The sequence below is a fragment of the Halomonas sp. 72 genome, from assembly GCF_052379785.1.
In the GTDB taxonomy this organism is placed as follows: Bacteria; Pseudomonadota; Gammaproteobacteria; order Pseudomonadales; family Halomonadaceae; genus Vreelandella; species Vreelandella citrativorans.
Genome location: NZ_JBQSYY010000027.1, coordinates 13886 through 30143, shown reverse-complemented (window position 1 = coordinate 30143; position 16258 = coordinate 13886). Strand labels below are relative to the sequence as shown.

15 protein-coding genes and 1 tRNA gene are annotated in these 16258 nt (G+C 53.9%); 11 read left to right on the top strand and 5 right to left on the bottom strand.

Going from position 1 to position 16258, the window contains the following annotated elements; translation table 11 throughout:
• From ACT3T6_RS16700 to ACT3T6_RS16680, 5 genes are all read left to right on the top strand, one after another.
• On the top strand, positions 1–1880 hold a 1880-nt coding region (locus ACT3T6_RS16700; RefSeq protein WP_226913414.1), incomplete at its 5' end, for a methyl-accepting chemotaxis protein.
• A gap of 360 nt (positions 1881–2240) precedes the next feature.
• Positions 2241–2717, top strand: coding sequence for a LabA-like NYN domain-containing protein (locus ACT3T6_RS16695; RefSeq protein WP_172117025.1), 477 nt, complete (start codon positions 2241–2243; stop codon positions 2715–2717).
• 162 nt (positions 2718–2879) lie between these two features.
• On the top strand, positions 2880–3476 hold the full coding sequence (locus ACT3T6_RS16690; RefSeq protein WP_226913412.1) for a TonB-dependent receptor domain-containing protein: 597 nt from the start codon (positions 2880–2882) through the stop codon (positions 3474–3476).
• A gap of 250 nt (positions 3477–3726) precedes the next feature.
• Entirely contained in the window at positions 3727–4881 is a 1155-nt protein-coding gene (locus ACT3T6_RS16685) for a M20 metallopeptidase family protein (protein WP_193053403.1), read from the top strand.
• A gap of 46 nt (positions 4882–4927) precedes the next feature.
• Positions 4928–6433: an AbgT family transporter gene (locus ACT3T6_RS16680; protein ID WP_193053402.1), complete on the top strand. Its 1506-nt coding sequence runs from the start codon at positions 4928–4930 to the stop codon at positions 6431–6433.
• Here ACT3T6_RS16680 and ACT3T6_RS16675 read toward each other — a convergent pair whose 3' ends face one another.
• Positions 6434–7330, bottom strand: coding sequence for a LysR family transcriptional regulator (locus ACT3T6_RS16675; RefSeq protein WP_193053401.1), 897 nt, complete (start codon positions 7328–7330; stop codon positions 6434–6436).
• Positions 7331–7398: 68 nt separating this feature from the next.
• Positions 7399–8343, bottom strand: a complete 945-nt coding sequence (locus ACT3T6_RS16670; protein ID WP_193053400.1) for an AraC family transcriptional regulator — start codon at positions 8341–8343, stop codon at positions 7399–7401.
• 224 nt (positions 8344–8567) lie between these two features.
• Between ACT3T6_RS16670 and ACT3T6_RS16665 the strand changes: the two genes are divergently transcribed.
• Positions 8568–9308: an SDR family oxidoreductase gene (locus tag ACT3T6_RS16665; RefSeq protein WP_193053399.1), complete on the top strand. Its 741-nt coding sequence runs from the start codon at positions 8568–8570 to the stop codon at positions 9306–9308.
• 352 nt (positions 9309–9660) lie between these two features.
• Here ACT3T6_RS16665 and ACT3T6_RS16660 read toward each other — a convergent pair whose 3' ends face one another.
• Positions 9661–10674 (bottom strand): Abi family protein, encoded by a 1014-nt coding sequence (locus ACT3T6_RS16660; RefSeq protein ID WP_193053398.1) that lies wholly within the window; start codon positions 10672–10674, stop codon positions 9661–9663.
• Between the two features lie 374 nt (positions 10675–11048).
• On the opposite strand from ACT3T6_RS16660, the gene ACT3T6_RS16655 reads away from it, so the two are divergent.
• Positions 11049–11198, top strand: a complete 150-nt coding sequence (locus ACT3T6_RS16655) for a hypothetical protein (RefSeq protein WP_193053397.1) — start codon at positions 11049–11051, stop codon at positions 11196–11198.
• 59 nt (positions 11199–11257) lie between these two features.
• On the opposite strand, the gene ACT3T6_RS16650 is transcribed toward ACT3T6_RS16655, so the two are convergent.
• Positions 11258–11334 (bottom strand) — tRNA-Arg (locus ACT3T6_RS16650).
• 141 nt (positions 11335–11475) lie between these two features.
• On the opposite strand from ACT3T6_RS16650, the gene ACT3T6_RS16645 reads away from it, so the two are divergent.
• Positions 11476–12474 (top strand): TRAP transporter substrate-binding protein, encoded by a 999-nt coding sequence (locus ACT3T6_RS16645; RefSeq protein WP_193053396.1) that lies wholly within the window; start codon positions 11476–11478, stop codon positions 12472–12474.
• Between the two features lie 87 nt (positions 12475–12561).
• Here ACT3T6_RS16645 and ACT3T6_RS16640 read toward each other — a convergent pair whose 3' ends face one another.
• Entirely contained in the window at positions 12562–13947 is a 1386-nt protein-coding gene (locus ACT3T6_RS16640; protein ID WP_193053395.1) for an FAD-binding oxidoreductase, read from the bottom strand.
• A 272-nt stretch (positions 13948–14219) separates the two neighbouring features.
• Between ACT3T6_RS16640 and ACT3T6_RS16635 the strand changes: the two genes are divergently transcribed.
• The 3 genes from ACT3T6_RS16635 to ACT3T6_RS16625 are packed head-to-tail and all read left to right on the top strand — an operon-like array spanning position 14220 to position 16181.
• Positions 14220–14393 (top strand): hypothetical protein, encoded by a 174-nt coding sequence (locus ACT3T6_RS16635; protein WP_176372232.1) that lies wholly within the window; start codon positions 14220–14222, stop codon positions 14391–14393.
• Between the two features lies 1 nt (position 14394).
• The gene (locus tag ACT3T6_RS16630) at positions 14395–14922 is read left to right on the top strand and encodes a TRAP transporter small permease (protein WP_087110751.1); all 528 of its coding nucleotides are present in this window, start codon (positions 14395–14397) and stop codon (positions 14920–14922) included.
• Complete coding sequence (locus ACT3T6_RS16625) at positions 14919–16181, top strand: TRAP transporter large permease (RefSeq protein ID WP_193053394.1); 1263 nt, start codon at positions 14919–14921, stop codon at positions 16179–16181. The genes ACT3T6_RS16630 and ACT3T6_RS16625 overlap by 4 nt, the downstream gene beginning before the upstream one ends.
• Positions 16182–16258: the final 77 nt, after the last annotated feature.

Genomic DNA, 16258 nt, shown 5'->3' with positions numbered 1-16258 from the left:
CCATGACCTGGCTAGCAGTGTCAGGTATTTTAGAACGTAAAGCGATTGTGTCTGAAATGAATCATCTTCAGGAGATGACGGTACTGAGCCAGTATGCCGGTGACCTGGTTCATGAACTTCAGCGCGAGCGTGGTATGACAGCCGCCTTTTTAGGCAGCCGCGGGCAAAACTTTCGCACTGAGCTGCCTAGCCAGCGCAAGGTGACCGACGGACAGATTGAGAAGTTCAATCTTTATACCGAAAACCTTATCTTTTCTGAAGATGACACAAGCGTTCAAGAGCAGGTAGTTCAAGCTAAACAAATTTTGCATGAGATAAACACACTCCGTTTGCGCGCCGACAGGCTGGAAATACCAGGCGAGCAATCCAACCGTTATTATACGGACATTAATGATTTTTTAATCAACATTGTCAGCCAACTTACCTTTAGCGTTGAGCACGGAGAAATTGTTCGACAGCTCAACGCTTATTACAATTTGTTAAACATAAAAGAACTAGCGGGTATTGAGCGGGCCATGTTAACAACCGCTTTTAGTGCAGACGCCATGTCTTCTACCGCGTTCGCCAATCTGCTGTCGATCACAGGCCGATCAGAAGCATACCTTAAAACGTTTAATCAGCTTTCCAATGCCAGCCTGCAGAGCGAGCTGGCAGCTATACTGGAAAGTGATCTTGCTAAAACGCTTGCTGACATGCGACGTACTGCAGTGGAGCAAGGCACGGCTGGAGATTTCAATACCAATCACCAGCAGTGGTTTGACCAACAAACCATGCTGATTGACAGCCAGGCGGAAGTAGGACGAGAAGCGGCCGATCTTCTGCTTGAAACAGCCCAGAGCTTGCGTGACAACGCGGTCAGCGAGCTGGCGTATTATCTGGCGTGCTCCTTAGCGGCGGCTCTGTTAGCGGTTCTACTTTCTGTGCTCATTGTCCGCAGTATTGTACGCCCGCTAAAAATAGCGCTTGAAAACATCCAGGCACGTGGAGGGGACCTGACTCAGCGCTTGGCGATTCCAGGAAGCGATGAGTTGTCACAGCTTTATCAGGCGTTCAACGAATCAACGGCTAAAACGGAAGAGCTGGTGGCCAGCATCAAGCAGGGTGCTCAGTCTGTCGAAGTTGCCAGCAAGGAGATTGCCAAGGGGAATGCAGACCTTGCCCAGCGCACCGAAGAGCAATCTGCGTCGCTTGTGGAAACGGCATCCAGCATGGAGCAGATTACGGCCACCGTGAAGCAAAGTGCAGATACGGCTCAGGAAGCACGTCGTTCTACACAGGACATGGCAAGCCAGGCAAATTCCGCTAACGATATAGCCGAACGGGCGCGTAAGGCGATGGAGCAGATCCATGAAGCCAATCAGCAAGTCACCGCGATAGTGGAAGCCATCGATAACATCGCTTTCCAGACCAATATCCTTGCCTTGAATGCCTCCGTAGAAGCCGCAAGAGCCGGTGAGCAAGGGCGTGGATTTGCAGTGGTAGCCTCAGAGGTACGTAACCTGGCAAGCCGAAGTGCAGAAGAAGCCAAGCAGATTCGAAAGCTGATCGACAATAACGTTAAAAGTATAGAAGACGGGGAAGAACTTGTTACCTCAACAAGCGATACGCTAAAAAACATTGCAGAACGCGCTCAGCATACGGCTGCTTTGGTGTCAGAAATATCCGCAGCAACCACCGAACAGTCATCAGGCATTGAGCAAATTAATCAGGCGTTAACCCAGTTGGAAGAAGTCACTCAGCAGAATGCTGCGCTGGTCGAGCAGGTCGCCACAGCGAGCCGCTCACTGGACGACCAAGCAGGCGACATGGCCAGCATGGTAGGTCGCTTTAAGGTCACCGAGGAAAGTAATACATTCGCATTGGCGCATCACAGCTACTGAGACCCTTTCATGAAACACCCGCCGACGAAACATGGCGAGGCGTTTCATGAATGACCTGCCAATAATGAATGGCCTATCCAGCGCTCATTTGCCTGCAAGATCAGCTCAGGGTGAGTCATGTGCCCTGGGCTTGCTAACAGGCGGAGCCTGCCCTCATGGCATTCGGTGCGCTCGCACTGGTGCACATCATTGTTCATCTGCGCTTTTTCCTACATATTGGCTAGGCTAAATCGCACCGGGACGCTCTAAAGCGTATCCTCTTCACCACACTGATCGTGCTTATCATCGTGGCCGGTACGATCTGGATGCTATGGGACCAACATGCCCTCATGATGGGATAGTTCGCAACGAGCCATATTTATGACCAACGTCGCCATCTTTATTGATACACAAAACGTCTACTACACCACGCGGGATGCATATCGGAGAAACTTTGATTACAACCGGTTTTGGGCGCAAGCCACCGCCAACAGAGACGTGGTGGGTGCGTTTTGCTATGCCATTGATAAAGGCGATAAGAAACAGCGCGAGTTTCAAAATATACTCAGAGCCATTGGTTTTGAGGTGAAGCTAAAGCCCTTTATTCAACGCGCCGACGGTTCTGCCAAGGGCGATTGGGATGTGGGTATTGCGCTGGATGCCATCGAGTACGCAGAGCACGCCGACGTTATCGTACTGGTAACGGGTGATGGCGATTTTGACTTGCTGGTGAATAAAATTCGCATCAAGTATGGGAAAAAAGTAGAGGTGTATGGCGTTCCCCAGCTCACCGCTGCGTCACTAATGAACGAAGCGAGCGCGTTTATTCCCATTAAGGAAGACCTGCTGCTGCGCTAATTCTTACGCTTGCCCCGCTCATCTCAAGCCCTATCCCCGCGCCGAAGCCACACGCATCAAGAGGCGCTTTCCCTTGACGTGTCAGCACAGGCGGGTAGCGCCATTACAACACGTAGCCCGCCACCGGCTCGGTTTTCGAGTGCCAGCCTGCCGCGATGCGCCATGACGATACTGCGCACAATTGATCACTCAAGTCAGCACGAAAACGGCGTGGTAACGCCCTACGCAGGCGTGGTGTATGACCTCACGGACAATCACTCGCTATACGCAAGCTACACCAGCACATTCACGCCGCAAACCCGTGAAACCACCAGCGGCGCCACGGTTAAACCCATCGTGGGCGACAGCTATGAAACCGATGGCATCGACCTGGAGATCGCCGGCTCTTTGACGCCCAACTGGAATGTTTACGGTGGCTACACTTACCTGCACTTCCGCCGTGTGGACTCGGATGGCCGCAGCGACCCATCGCATCTGTTCAAGCTTTCCACTACGTATGAACCGTCCGGTTTCTTGAACCGCATGACCTTCGGCGGCGGTGTGTACGCGCAAAGCAACACCCATGCGATATCAGGCCCGGCAGGCCAACCTACAAACGGCGTCAGCACAGGTTCCACTGCCGTCAACTGGCCCGGCTACGCCATCGTTAACGCCATGGCAAAATACGATATCAACGATGAAACCAGCGTAACGCTTAACGTCGACAACCTGCTCGACCAACGCTACTACAACCGCTACGGCTTACGGCGCCCCACGTAGTGCCTCGCTTACGTTGAGGACTGAGTTTTAAGGGGTTTAGAGTAAATGAGGCAGCCGCGCGATTGCGCGGCTTTTTATTGAGCTACATAACTTCTAAATCTTGCACTAAAACCATGGATCTAATTTAAATGTTGCTCAAAAAGCAACAAAGATAACGTTCCTGCTTCTCCTTTCCACCCGTGAAGTCACTTAGGGTTAGTCTTCCTAATAACGTTGCCAATAGGCACATCAATAACGGCAAGGACAGGCAATGTTTACCGATAAGCAAATACAAGATGCAATCGTTCTGCGACAAACTCTCCACAAGCAGCCTGAGCTTAAATACCAAGAAACCCAAACCGCCAAGCTAGCCGCCGAACGATTACGCGCGCTTGGCTACAAGGTAACTGAGGGTATTGCGACAACAGGGATCCTGGCGGAACTGGATACCGGCCGCGAAGGTCCTGTGATCGCGTTTCGTGCTGATATGGACGCGCTTCCTATTCACGAAGCCAATACGTTTGGCCATCGTTCGCAGAATGAAGGTCTTATGCACGCCTGCGGACATGACGGACACACCGCCACGCTACTACTCGCCGCCGAAGTCATCATGGAAAAGCGTGATGAACTGTGTGGGCATCTCAAGTTGCTTTTTCAACCAGCGGAAGAAGGCGGCAACGGTGCGGATGCGATGGTCAAGGCTGGGGTGCTTGAAAACCCTAGAGTGGAAGCCGTATTTGGCTACCACAATCGCCCCGGCTTTCCTGAAGGCCAACTGTTCGTAAAGCCCGGTCCGGCTATGGGTGGCAACGACACGTTCAAAGTCATCATCGAGGGCGTCTCTGGCCATGCGGCCATGCCTCACTTGGCCATTGATCCGATCTACGTTGGCGCCTCGCTAGTACAACAATTGCAAGGGTTGGTGGCCCGTCACAAATCACCCTTGGAATCCGGTGTGATTACCGTAGCGTCCTTTCATGCAGGCGATGCAGCCAACGTAATCCCCGGCGCCGCAGAGCTCGTGGTGAATATTAGAAGTGACCGCCCCTCATCCCGCGATGCGCTGGCTGGCAAGCTTGAGCAGGTCACTAGAGGCGTGTGTGATGCCCATGGCGCCAGCTTCAAACTTGAACACATTCACCAGATTCCACCACTATCCAATGATCCCGAATGGTCTGAACGGGTGTTAGCACTCGCCTCCAAATATGTAGTCAGTAACGACATTCAGCAGTTGGATTACATGCCCACCATGGGTGCCGAAGACTTTGCGTTCTACCTACAGGAAGTGCCTGGCTGCTTTTTCTTCGTCGGTAACGGCGACAGCGCTTATCTTCACAACGAACACTACGACTTTAACGACAACATATTACAGGTAGCAGGTGGCATGTTTGTTGCTTTAGCAAAAGGGCTACTGTTACGCAGCTGACAACCTTTTTACAACCAAAAAATTTCTAAAAACAAGGGTTAACACTATGCAGTCTGTACTCGCTTCTATTGAACGCGTGGGTAACAAACTTCCTCATCCGTTCATCCTATTTACCATCCTCGCCGTAGTGGTTGTAGTTATCTCAGCCATGCTCGCCACGTTTGGCGTCTCGGCGATCAACCCACAAACCGGCGACACCGTCTATGTCCAAAGCCTGCTATCAGGCGATGGTTTAGAATTCATGCTGACCAGTGTGGTCAGTAACTTCGTCAACTTCCCACCGCTTGGGCTTATTTTGGTGGTGATGTTCGGTATTGGCTTGGCCGATAAGGTCGGCCTGATGTCGACGCTGATGCAGGTAAGCGTCGCCAAAGCCCCGCCCTCACTGCTAACCTTCTGCGTATTTTTGGCGGGCATCTGCGGCAGTATTGCTTCTGATGCCAACTACCTGATTTTGATACCGCTGGCCGCCATGCTGTATCACTCGGTGGGCCGTCACCCTATTGCGGGCGCTGCCGCAGCCTACGCCGCCGCCGGTGCAGGTTTTGATGCCAGCCTGTTTATTACTGTCGGGGACGCGCTGTTTGCCGGCATCACTACCGAAGCAGCACGGTTGGTCGATCCTGATGCCTATATTTCGCCAGTTGATAACTACTATTTTGTTGCTTGCTCAGTATTCGTGCTTGCCATTGCGGGTACGCTGATTATCGATAAGGTGGTGGAGCCACGGCTCCAACGCACGCTGCCAATGAGTAAGGATTTTAAGACGGACATCATCAAACCTGAGTTAACGCCTGCAGAAAGACGAGGGCTTAAGCGAGTTGGCTTTGCCACTTTAATCTATCTGGCACTGGTCCTCATTGCCGTTTTACCTGAGGCATCGCCGCTGCGTAATGAAGAGGGTGGGCTGATTCCGTCACCTTTCCTACGCTCGCTGGTGCCACTCATGTTTATCTATTTCGTGACCATCGGCCTGGTTTATGGCATTACCGTCGGTAAGATTAAAACCAGTCGCGATGTGCCTCAGCGCATGGCTGAGTCGGCGAGCGATTTAGCGCCCACCTTGGTTCTGTTCTTTGCGATAGCGCAGTTTATCGCCTACTTCCGCTGGTCGGAGCTGGGCCAATATATCGCCATTGAAGGTTCAAACATTCTGCAGAGCACCGGCTTTACCGGCCTGCCGCTGGTGGGGGCATTCATTGCCATGAGTGCGGTACTCAACGTGTTCATGACCAGCGGCTCGGCCCAGTGGGCGCTGATGGCCCCGGTATTCGTGCCGATGCTGATGATGATCGATTTCGACCCCGCTTTCGTACTGGCCATGTTCCGCATCGGTGATTCCAGCACCAATATCATTTCACCCATGAGCCCGTACTTCTCGGTTGCCCTGGTGTACATGCAGCGCTACAAGCCGGACATGGGGCTGGGCACGCTGATAGCCACCATGCTGCCGATAGCGGTTACCTTCCTGCTCGCCTGGTCCGCCTTTTTGATGTTCTGGCTGGCCATGGGGTGGCCGATCGGCCCCGGCGTTTACATGATGGCGAACTGATTACTGCATCGTCAGCATCAGCTTCCATAAATAGTCGGCAGCGGGTGAAAGCCTTCTGCCGACTCTTCTTACCAGATTGCCCTGACTGCTGGCTGCCAGTGGGTGCGCCACGGGAATTGCTCTGAGCTGCCCGTCGTCCACCTCATTGCGTGCAGCCGCCGCGGTCATGAACGACACCCCAATACCGGCACTCGCCATGCGACGTGAAACAGAATGCAGGTTGCAACGGTAGGCGGGCGTGGCGGGTTGCCCGGCGGCGCTAAACAACGCATTTACAAACTGCTGCGACCCCGATACATCGGGCAGAAAAATAAGCTTGTGCTGCAAAAGCTCTGCTACCGTAACACTCTCCTGCCGGGCCAGCGGATGAAAAGGCGCCACTAAGGCACATAGCGGGCCGCGCTCAAAGGAGTGTACCACCAGCCTCGGATCCGAGATTGGCCCATAGGTAATCGCAATATCCACCTCGTCGTTGGCCACCATCTCGTGGGGCTCACGGGGGTAGTAGATGCCCGTTTTGATCTCGATCAGCACGTCCGGGTAATGTTCGGAGACGCGCTTCATCACGTAGTTGATAAAGCTATCCACAAACCCATCGCCCACTGAAACCACGACCTTCCCCGCCTGTAGATTGCGCAACCGGGAAAGCGTATCCCCCAGCTCCGAGTTGAGCCGCCGCTGGGCAAGAAAGCTATCCACCACCAGCAGCCCCGCCTCGGTTAACATCATATGGCGCCCCTGCCGCTCTAATAGCGCCATTCCCAGCTCTCGCTCAAGGCTGCGAACCTGCCGACTCACCACGGAGGGGTTAATATGCAAATGCTCAGCCGCCGCGCGAATACCGCCGCAACTGCTTACTTCCAGCAGGTAGAAGGCGCGTTTATCGAGTATGTTCATTGGTAACTCGTATAGGCTGAGAGATTATAAAATGTGCTAATGAGTTAGCATCTGGCATCGTATCGTTCTCAATGCAACGAAGCGATATCGGTAATGGGAGCAGGCGGTGATAACGCCAGACTCAATTTCATAGCGCGCACCTCCTCTGCAGGTGGCTGACCAAATAGCCGCTTGAACTCCCTGCTGAACTGGGAAGGGCTCTCGTAACCTACCCGGCTCGCCGCAGCAGCGGCGGTCAATCCATCACGAATCATCAACAGCCGCGCATGGTGCAAGCGCGTCGATTTGATGTACTGGATAGGCGAGGTTTGAGTGACGGACTTGAAGTGCGCATGAAACGCCGGAGCGCTCATGCCCACCTCATGGGCGAGCGTACTGACTTCCAGCGGGGCGGCGTAGTGTACATGGATGCGGCGTAGCGCCTTGGCTATCTTCCCGAACTGCCCATAGTGGGATAATGCTGAGCGAACGCTTCCGCCCTGCTCGCCGGTCAGTACCCGGTAGCAAATCTCTCTCACGATGGACGGTGCTAGAATGCGTGCATCCGCAGGCGTTGCCAGCGCATCCAGCAAGCGTAGCGTTGCACCGGCAAGCGATTGATCAAGCGGTGTGGAAAGCATGCCGCGGGGTGGGGTTGGCTGAACATCGACCGTTTCATCCAGCTGGGTGGCAAGCTCTGCAATGACCGCAGCATCAAGGCGGATCGCAATCCCCAGCATCGGTACGTCAGGGCTCGCCTCTGTCTCTGAAATAAACGGCAGAGGTACCGCTAGCACCAGATAGTGGTGCGCATCATAAAGATACACTTCGCTGCCCAGATAGCCCCGCTTACGCCCCTGGCAGATGATGACGATGCTCGGCTCATATAGCACCGGGGTGTTTTTGAGCGTCCGGTTTGAGCGCATCAGGCGCACCTCATCCACCAGCGACTGGGTATATCCCTCGCGCGGGGCGAGTTGATATAACCGCTCGATTATCCGGCGCTGCACTACCGCATCGCTACTCGCTACCATGGGCAATCTCGCTAAATGCTCTCATTGTTCGCCATTGTTTTTCGCCGCTGACATTGTCAATACCTCGGGCAACACAAGAGCAATAGTATAGGTTGCTGGGTCAGTTTCCTGCCTCCAGCCCGCCAATTAATAGCTTTAGGCAAGCATGCAAGAGGATCGTCTATATTGCCGTTCATGGGCATCCCCTACGCTTTCCCTGTAGTTTCCCACAACAGGAAAAACGTATGGCCAGCCTATCGAACGTCCCCTCTAAAGTTGTTTTATTGACCGGCGCCAGCAGCGGTATTGGTGAAGCCACAGCCCGCGAACTAGCCAAGCAAGGCCATTGCCTGATTATTGGTGCGCGGCGAACCGACCGACTGGAAGCACTGACACACGACCTGCGTGCCAACGGCGGCACGGTTGATTACCAGGCCCTGGATGTCACTAGCCGTGAAGATATGCAGGCGTTTACAGAGTTTGCGATCACCACCCATGGCCGCATCGATGTCATCATCAATAACGCGGGCATCATGCCGCTTTCCCCACTGTCAGCGCTCAAGGTAGACGAGTGGAACCGCATGATCGATGTGAATATTCGTGGCGTACTAAACGGAATCGCGGCGGTTCTTCCCACCATGCAGGAGCAACAGGCGGGGCAGGTTATCAACATCTCCTCCATCGGCGGGCTGAGTGTCGTGCCCACCGCTGCCGTTTACTGCGCCACCAAATACGCCGTGCGCGCCATTTCTGACGGCCTGCGCCAGGAAACCAACTGCCTGCGCGTCACCTGCGTTTATCCCGGCGTTGTGGAGTCGGAGTTGGCCAACACTATCACCGACAAGGAAGCCGCCGAGGCCATGGAAGCTTACCGCCAGATTGCCCTTAAACCCGAGGCCATTGCTGCCGCCATCGCCCATGCTATTAACCAGCCTGACGACGTCGACACCAGCGATATTGTGGTGCGGCCTACTGCTAGTCAGTAGTTTTTTAGGGTGAAACGTGCCTGGGTATCGAGCTGAGGTGGTAACCAGGCACGTCCTTGGTGAGCGTTAAGGCGCTTTCCGAGGGTGTAATTACTGTATCTAGAGAATTAGCATCAAGCTGGAGAACGAACATCTAACGGCCACACCTGCTTAAGCCGATTAACCGTATGCGACCACTTAGGCGCGGTAGGAGTGCTCGCGAGCTTCCATATTCCTTGCTCAATGGCCATAGTAATTTGCCACCCTACAGGTGTTAAAAAGTGTTGCCTTTCGAAACGTGGGCGCCTAGTATTTACGCCAACACGGCCCCTATCGGTGAAACTGCCACGCAGTAGCATTGCTTAGGGGTTTTTTATTGCCTTGCTTCCCATTCCCACTGCTCCCAGCCTTCTATAATTCCCATGCCTTTTAGATTTAGCCCTGCTTCGCGCAAATCTGGGAAACTGCTTAACAACTCTGATAAGCGGGCCCACCAAGTGCTCGTCGGGTTAACCGTCATCAATAGGTACTGAACAATACAGAACAGTAGGAAAGGGCGCGCCTGAACATGGGAGTTTTGCCAGCCCAGGGAAAATAGAGAGGCTTCACTATGGGCGGGCTTACGCGGCTGGTCCGTCATATTGCGATTCCACAACCGACTATGATGGGCACATACATTGCGTAAATAATTCAAGCTGCGCAGCCAAGAAGCGAACACACGTCCGTTGCTAATGCCATAGCGGGCAGCAATGGCATCCTGCTCGTCTTCTCGCATTCCACCGAACAAGTGCGAGAGCGTGCCAAAGTCCCAGACCTCACTGGCAATCCAGATCGGCAGCGGCAACCCGTACTTCTTTTTATGGTGCTCAATAAAGGTTTCTCGAGAGCGATTGATTAACCGTGCATGGCTTTCCTGCCATTTATGCAGGGGCGTTACGCCTGTTTTCTGATCAATTTTATAGGCAAACTCATCGTGCAGCAGTGCAGGGCCCAAATAGGCATACGGGTCTAACCGCCCCAGCGTATGGGCAATATCTACTCTCAACGCCACCTCAATACGCTCAAGACCATCCAACGCGAGAAGGCGCAGCCGTTTATCAAACACATAAAGATCGACAGCCTGCTGGAAAGTCGTGCCGTACTTAAACGCGTCTAATGCCAGATAGTCCGTTTTGCCCTTTTTAAGCAGTGGCTTACCATATTTATTTAAAGGCGTGCAGGCACCTGAGCGCTGACGAAAAGCGAACCAGTATCCGCTTAACCGGTAGTAACCCATGCGTTGAAGATGAGCCAATGCACGCTGGTCGTCCGTGATGGTCAGACCACGATCTTTAAGCTGTTGCAATTGCTCAAGATGGCTAAGCCAAGGCTTAGTGTAATCGGTCATTGTTCTATCGCCTTTTCCACCATCGACTCGGCCAACTGACCACAGTCTGTTCACTCTTGAAAAGAAAACCATCACCGTTACAGGCGAATACAAAAGACATATTCAGCGTGACGGTATCGACCAGTGCGATGTATTTTGCACAAAACTACTTTTGTTGAGGCCCTTCTTATCCATTACAGATCCTGCTTGTCTGACGGGGTGGACATTGATTGTCCCAAGCTTACGACATCGTTTTCATGGAAGCATCAAAAGCGAAGAAATCTTCGGCACTCATCTTAATTGCGACTATGCTTCTTTTTTAGAGGCCGATTGCATAACAGCAATAGCTTCTACGCAAAGAACATAATAATTAATAGTGACGAGAAGGAGGTCAAATGGCAGTCAAACACACTCCGACAAACGAAGTACACAAAGGCACCAAGGGCGGTAAAACGGGATGCGGATTCGATACCCGTGAACACGCGTCTCACTGGGTAGCTACGTCAGAGCGTATTACCTGCGCCAAAAATGGCTGCAAGAATTAATAAACGCTAGCTAACAAAAAAAGCCCACGACTCTGTCGTGGGCTTTTTTTCAGCAATTCTGGCGCGCCCGGCAGGATTTGAACCTGCGACCCTCGGCTTCGGAGGCCGATACTCTATCCAACTGAGCTACGGGCGCATTGGGTGCGTATCGTACCTGTGCGGACGTGCTGTGTCTAGCCGCGCGGCGGCTTTACTGCTCGCTTAATTGACCGTTTTGCCTTGTGTGATGCATGCTTTGCAGGCACTTTCCTTTATTACACATCCGGAACCTATAAAAATGAAAACATTCGCACAACATACGCTGGCACTCTCTGTTTCCTTGGCGTTTTGTAGCTCAGCCTTCGCGGCTAATTTTGACGATATGGACCCCGTGACTCTGCGCTTGGCGCACGTGGTCAACGAGCAGGATGGCTTTCATATCGCCGCCACCAAGTTTGAGGAGTTGGTGGAAGAGCGCACCGACGGCAAGGTGATCATTGATATCTACCCCAATGCTTCATTAGGCGATGAGCGTACGTTGTTGGAAGGCATGCAGATTGGCACCGTGGATATGGGGTTGATTACCAATGGTCCGGTAGCCAACTTTGTAGAAGAGATGGCAGTGTTTGAGCTGCCCTTCCTGTTCCCGTCCCCTGAGGCGGCTTATGGGGTTTTGGATGGCGAAATCGGCCAGGAGCTTTTAGATAAGCTTTCCGACGTTAACCTGAAAGGCTTGGCCTACGCCGAACGCGGCTTTCGCAACCTGACCAATAGCGAGCGCGCAGTGAACACGCCAGCCGATATGGACGGTCTGCGCATTCGTGTGATGGAAAACCCGGTATACACCGATACCTTCCGCGAGCTGGGCGCCAACGCCATCCCGATGGCCTGGACCGAGGCACTCACGGCGATGCAGCAGGGCACCATCGACGGTCAGGAAAACCCGGTAAACGTGGTCTACTCCTTTAAGCTGGGCGAAACGCAGAACTATATGACGCTCTCGCGCCATACCTATGCCCCGGCTATTTTTGTGATGGGCATGTCGGCTTGGAACCAACTGCCGGAAGAAGCACAGGCCGTTTTGGAAGAGGCGGCCCAGGAAGCCGCTGAGTACGAACGCCAGGTTAATGCCGATATGGAAGCCGAACAGCTAGCCGCTCTGCAGGAAGCCGGTATGGAAATTAATGAATCGCCTGATATGGAGGCCTTCCAAGCTGCGGTGGTGCCGGTGTACGAGAAGTACGGCCAGCAGTTTGGTGACTACCTGCCACGCATTCAAGAAGCACTGGCGGAGTAAGCCACGCCTCACCAATTGATTGATTGATGAACCCAACAGGCCACCTCACGGTGGCCTGTTGTCTGCATGCGATGACTCACCAGGTGCTCAGGCCAGAATTTTTCCGGGGTTAAGCAGCCCTTTAGGGTCCATTGCCTGTTTCAGGCGCTTCATCAGGGCGATCTCTTCCGGTGAGCGTGAAAGTGTCAGGTAGTCGCGCTTTTCCAGGCCCACCCCGTGTTCAGCGGAGATCGAGCCGTTGTATTTCACCAGCGAACCGTATACCAACTCTTCGACCTGACGCCGGGCATCCTGGCTGGCGTCACGCACCGTGACGATGATGTGCAGGTTGCCATCGCCCAAGTGGCCAAACACGACCAGCTCGCAGGTTTCCGGCCATTGCGCCTTCAACTTGCCTTCTAGTGCCGTTACGTACTCATCCATGTGGGTGATCGGCAGGCTAATGTCGTAGGAGAACATCGGGTCAAGCGCGTGCACCAGGGTTTCGATATCCTCACGCACGGCCCAGATCCCTTCGCGCTGGCTGCTGGAGCTGGCCAGCACGGCATCCGTGATCAGCTCTGCTTCAAGGGCTTTTTCCAGTACGCTCGCAAACGCTTCGGCATCTTTCTCATCGTCCGAGCCAAGCGTTTCAATAATGGCGTAGAACGGCGAGTTGTTGGCCAGCAATGCGGTGTGTTTGGTCGTCGCGGAAGTCATCAACGCGTAGTGATTGTTCCATAGCGCTTCGAAGGCACTCAGGCTGTTGGCAAGCTCTTTGGAGGCCATGTTTAACAGCGATGTCAGCGCGTCGAACGAGGGCACCGCGACGAACGCGGTCTGCTCGCTGGGCATATTCGGATGCAGGCGCAGCACGGCCCGGGTAACAATCCCCAGGGTGCCTTCGCTACCCATAAACATCTGCTTTAAATCGTAACCGGCGTTGTTTTTCAGCATAGTGTTCATGGAACTGACCACGGTACCATCGCTGAGAACCACTTCCAGCCCTAACACCTGTTGGCGCATCATGCCGTAGCGAATCACCCGAATGCCGCCCGCGTTAGTGGCGATGTTACCGCCAACAGTGCAGGAACCGCGTGCGCCCAAGTCCAGCGCAAACTGCCTGTCGATCTCTTGAGCGGCTTCCTGAACGTGCTGAAGCGTCACGCCCGCCTGTACCTGCATCGTGGAACCCACGGCATCGATATGCTCGATCTGGTTCATTAGCTCCAGCGACACCACGAGTTCGTCAGGGCTGGCAACGGCGCCATGCACGACGCCGGTTAATCCACCGTGGGTGACCACCGGCTGATTGGCCTCATAACAAAGCGTCATGACCTGGCTGAGCTGTTCAGTGGATTGCGGTCGAATAATTGCTTTTGCCTGACAAGACGCTTTGGTGAACCAGTCGACACTGCGCTGGGCAACGTCATCACCCAGCAGTACGCCTGTTTTTCCTACGATGTCGGTAAGGCTATTAATCAGCGTGTCCATTCTCTGTTCCTGTCAGGGCCGGTCGGTGCGGCGTGAAGCCTGGCTATGTATTTATACGTAGGCAGAGAGGCTATCGCCAACGGTGTATTTGCTCAAGGCTACGATCTAAAACGTTTTTTATTGCCAGCGTGGTTTTCCGGCAGGCTCTACGACGAATGGCGGGATTACAATCAATTATTTGTTCGCTAAAACCAATATGGTATAGATGACGCGCTGATTAAGGCCTCCCCCCCTCTACACTATAAAAAAACAGATCATTCCAAGGAGATAACGTGGATAACGTCCCCTCTTCCCACATGCCCCGCCATTTACTTAAACGCGCCACACGGGCGATTGCCTGCATAATGAATAGCGACGACAGCGCCCCAAGTGCGGCGGCATACCAAGAGCTACTTGGCGAACAGTTCAGTAACCGCCTTCCTCGCATCCAGGAGGCACTGCTGTAACGTGGCCACTTTCTCTCAACCTTTATTGGCACTATTAAGAGGCATAGAGCGCGGTCTGGATACGGTTCTCCAGCCAGTGGTCTTTGCGGGCATGGCGGCCTTGATCGGCGTGATTACGCTGCAAATTGTCTCTCGAGTATTTTTCACCGCCTTTGGCTGGACCGAAGAGGTCGCACGTTTTCTGCTCATCTGGATTACTTTTCTAGCCGGCACGCTGGCCTTTCAGCGCGGCCATCATATCGCCGTTACCTTTGCCGTCGACGCGCTTCCCGCTCGTTTACGCCAAATAGCACGAATACTGGCGGTGATGGTGGTTATCGCTTTTATGATCACGCTGGTAGTGATCGGCTATCGCTACATGCAGGTACAGAGCTTTCAGAAATCCGCCTCGCTGCGCGTGCCGATGTCGTACGTGTATGCCGTAATGCCGATCAGTGCGGCCATCATGGCCTGGTATGCGTTGGTCGATCTGCTTGAACTGGTGCTTGAAGGTAAACCCTCGCAACCCACTGGAGAACAGACACCATGACCATGCTGCTATTTGGCCTGTTCTTCCTGTTTATGCTGATAGGCGTGCCGATTGCCTTTGCGATTGGCGCAAGCACTCTGTTTGCCCTGTATCAGTCGGGCGTGCCGCTGATGGTGGTGACCCAGCAGATGTTTCAGGGCATCAACTCGTTCGCGTTGGTGGCGATTCCCATGTTCATCCTGGCCGGAGACTTAATGGCCCAAGGCAAGGTGAGCGAACGGTTGGTGAGTTTTGCCGATTCGCTGGTGGGCTTTATGCGCGGCGGGCTTTCGATCGTATCGGTCATGGCGGGCATGTTCTTTGCCGCTATTTCGGGTTCGGGGGCGGCCACTACGGCGGCGGTCGGTTCAAGCCTGGTGCCGGAGCTTAAGCGAAAGGGCTACGACCCCGCCTCGGCAGCTAGCCTGATTGCCGCCAGTGGCACGATTGGCGTGGTCATTCCGCCCTCGGTGCCCATGATTATCTATGCGGTGATTGCCCAGCAATCGGTATCCAAGCTATTTTTAAGCGGCTTTTTGCCCGGTTTGGCCATGGGCTTGGGGCTAATGGCCATTGCTATCACCCAAGCCTATAAACGCCAGTACCCCAAGGGCACGCCGCTATCTCTGGCCACCATCTGGCGTACGTTGAAAGCTGCTAGCTGGGGGCTGATGACGCCGGTGATTATTCTGGGCGGCATCTTTTCAGGCATTTTCACGCCTTCCGAGGCGGCGGTGGTAGCCGTCAACTATGCGCTGCTGGTGTCGCTATTCATCTATCGTGATTTAACCCTGCCCCAGGTGTATCGGCTGCTGATCCGCTCAGCCATCACCACTGCAGTGATCATGCTAGTGATTGCCATGTCGGCGGTGCTGAGCTGGACGCTGTCTAGCTGGCAGGTGCCTGGTGCTATCGCGCAATCGGTGTTGTCGCTCTCCACCAACCCGCTGATTATCATGCTGCTGGTGGTCGCCGTCATCCTGCTGACCGGTGTGTTTATCGAAACGGCAAGCGCGCTGATTATCTTAACGCCGGTGCTGCTACCGCTGGTGCTGCAGTTGGGGATCGATCCGATCCACTTCGGTCTGATTATCGTGGTAGGGCTCTCGATAGGCATGATCACGCCACCCGTGGCGATCAACCTGTACGTTGCATCTTCAGTGACACAGCTACCGCTTGAGCGTATAACACGCGCCATCGTGCCTTATCTGCTGGGGCTAATCGGCGTGCTGCTGCTAGTGGTCTATGTTCCGATATTCATGGGATGGTCGGGAAATTAATATCGTCCAGATATGCTCTTCAAGGGAGCCTGCCCGGCTCCCTTTGAACCCCGTATTTATCAGTACGCCGCCATTCA

Bases quoted from the DNA above. Each gene is read 5' to 3' on its own strand.
- ACT3T6_RS16655 (WP_193053397.1), top strand. From the start codon at position 11,049: ATGGCAGTCAAACACACTCCGACAAACGAAGTACACAAAGGCACCAAG.
- ACT3T6_RS16685 (WP_193053403.1), top strand. From the start codon at position 3,727: ATGTTTACCGATAAGCAAATACAAGATGCAATCGTTCTGCGACAAACT.
- ACT3T6_RS16690 (WP_226913412.1), top strand. From the start codon at position 2,880: ATGACGATACTGCGCACAATTGATCACTCAAGTCAGCACGAAAACGGC.
- ACT3T6_RS16665 (WP_193053399.1), top strand. From the start codon at position 8,568: ATGGCCAGCCTATCGAACGTCCCCTCTAAAGTTGTTTTATTGACCGGC.
- ACT3T6_RS16675 (WP_193053401.1), bottom strand. From the start codon at position 7,330: ATGAACATACTCGATAAACGCGCCTTCTACCTGCTGGAAGTAAGCAGT.
- ACT3T6_RS16695 (WP_172117025.1), top strand. From the start codon at position 2,241: ATGACCAACGTCGCCATCTTTATTGATACACAAAACGTCTACTACACC.
- ACT3T6_RS16680 (WP_193053402.1), top strand. From the start codon at position 4,928: ATGCAGTCTGTACTCGCTTCTATTGAACGCGTGGGTAACAAACTTCCT.
- ACT3T6_RS16660 (WP_193053398.1), bottom strand. From the start codon at position 10,674: ATGACCGATTACACTAAGCCTTGGCTTAGCCATCTTGAGCAATTGCAA.
- ACT3T6_RS16670 (WP_193053400.1), bottom strand. From the start codon at position 8,343: ATGGTAGCGAGTAGCGATGCGGTAGTGCAGCGCCGGATAATCGAGCGG.
- ACT3T6_RS16645 (WP_193053396.1), top strand. From the start codon at position 11,476: ATGAAAACATTCGCACAACATACGCTGGCACTCTCTGTTTCCTTGGCG.
- ACT3T6_RS16625 (WP_193053394.1), top strand. From the start codon at position 14,919: ATGACCATGCTGCTATTTGGCCTGTTCTTCCTGTTTATGCTGATAGGC.
- ACT3T6_RS16640 (WP_193053395.1), bottom strand. From the start codon at position 13,947: ATGGACACGCTGATTAATAGCCTTACCGACATCGTAGGAAAAACAGGC.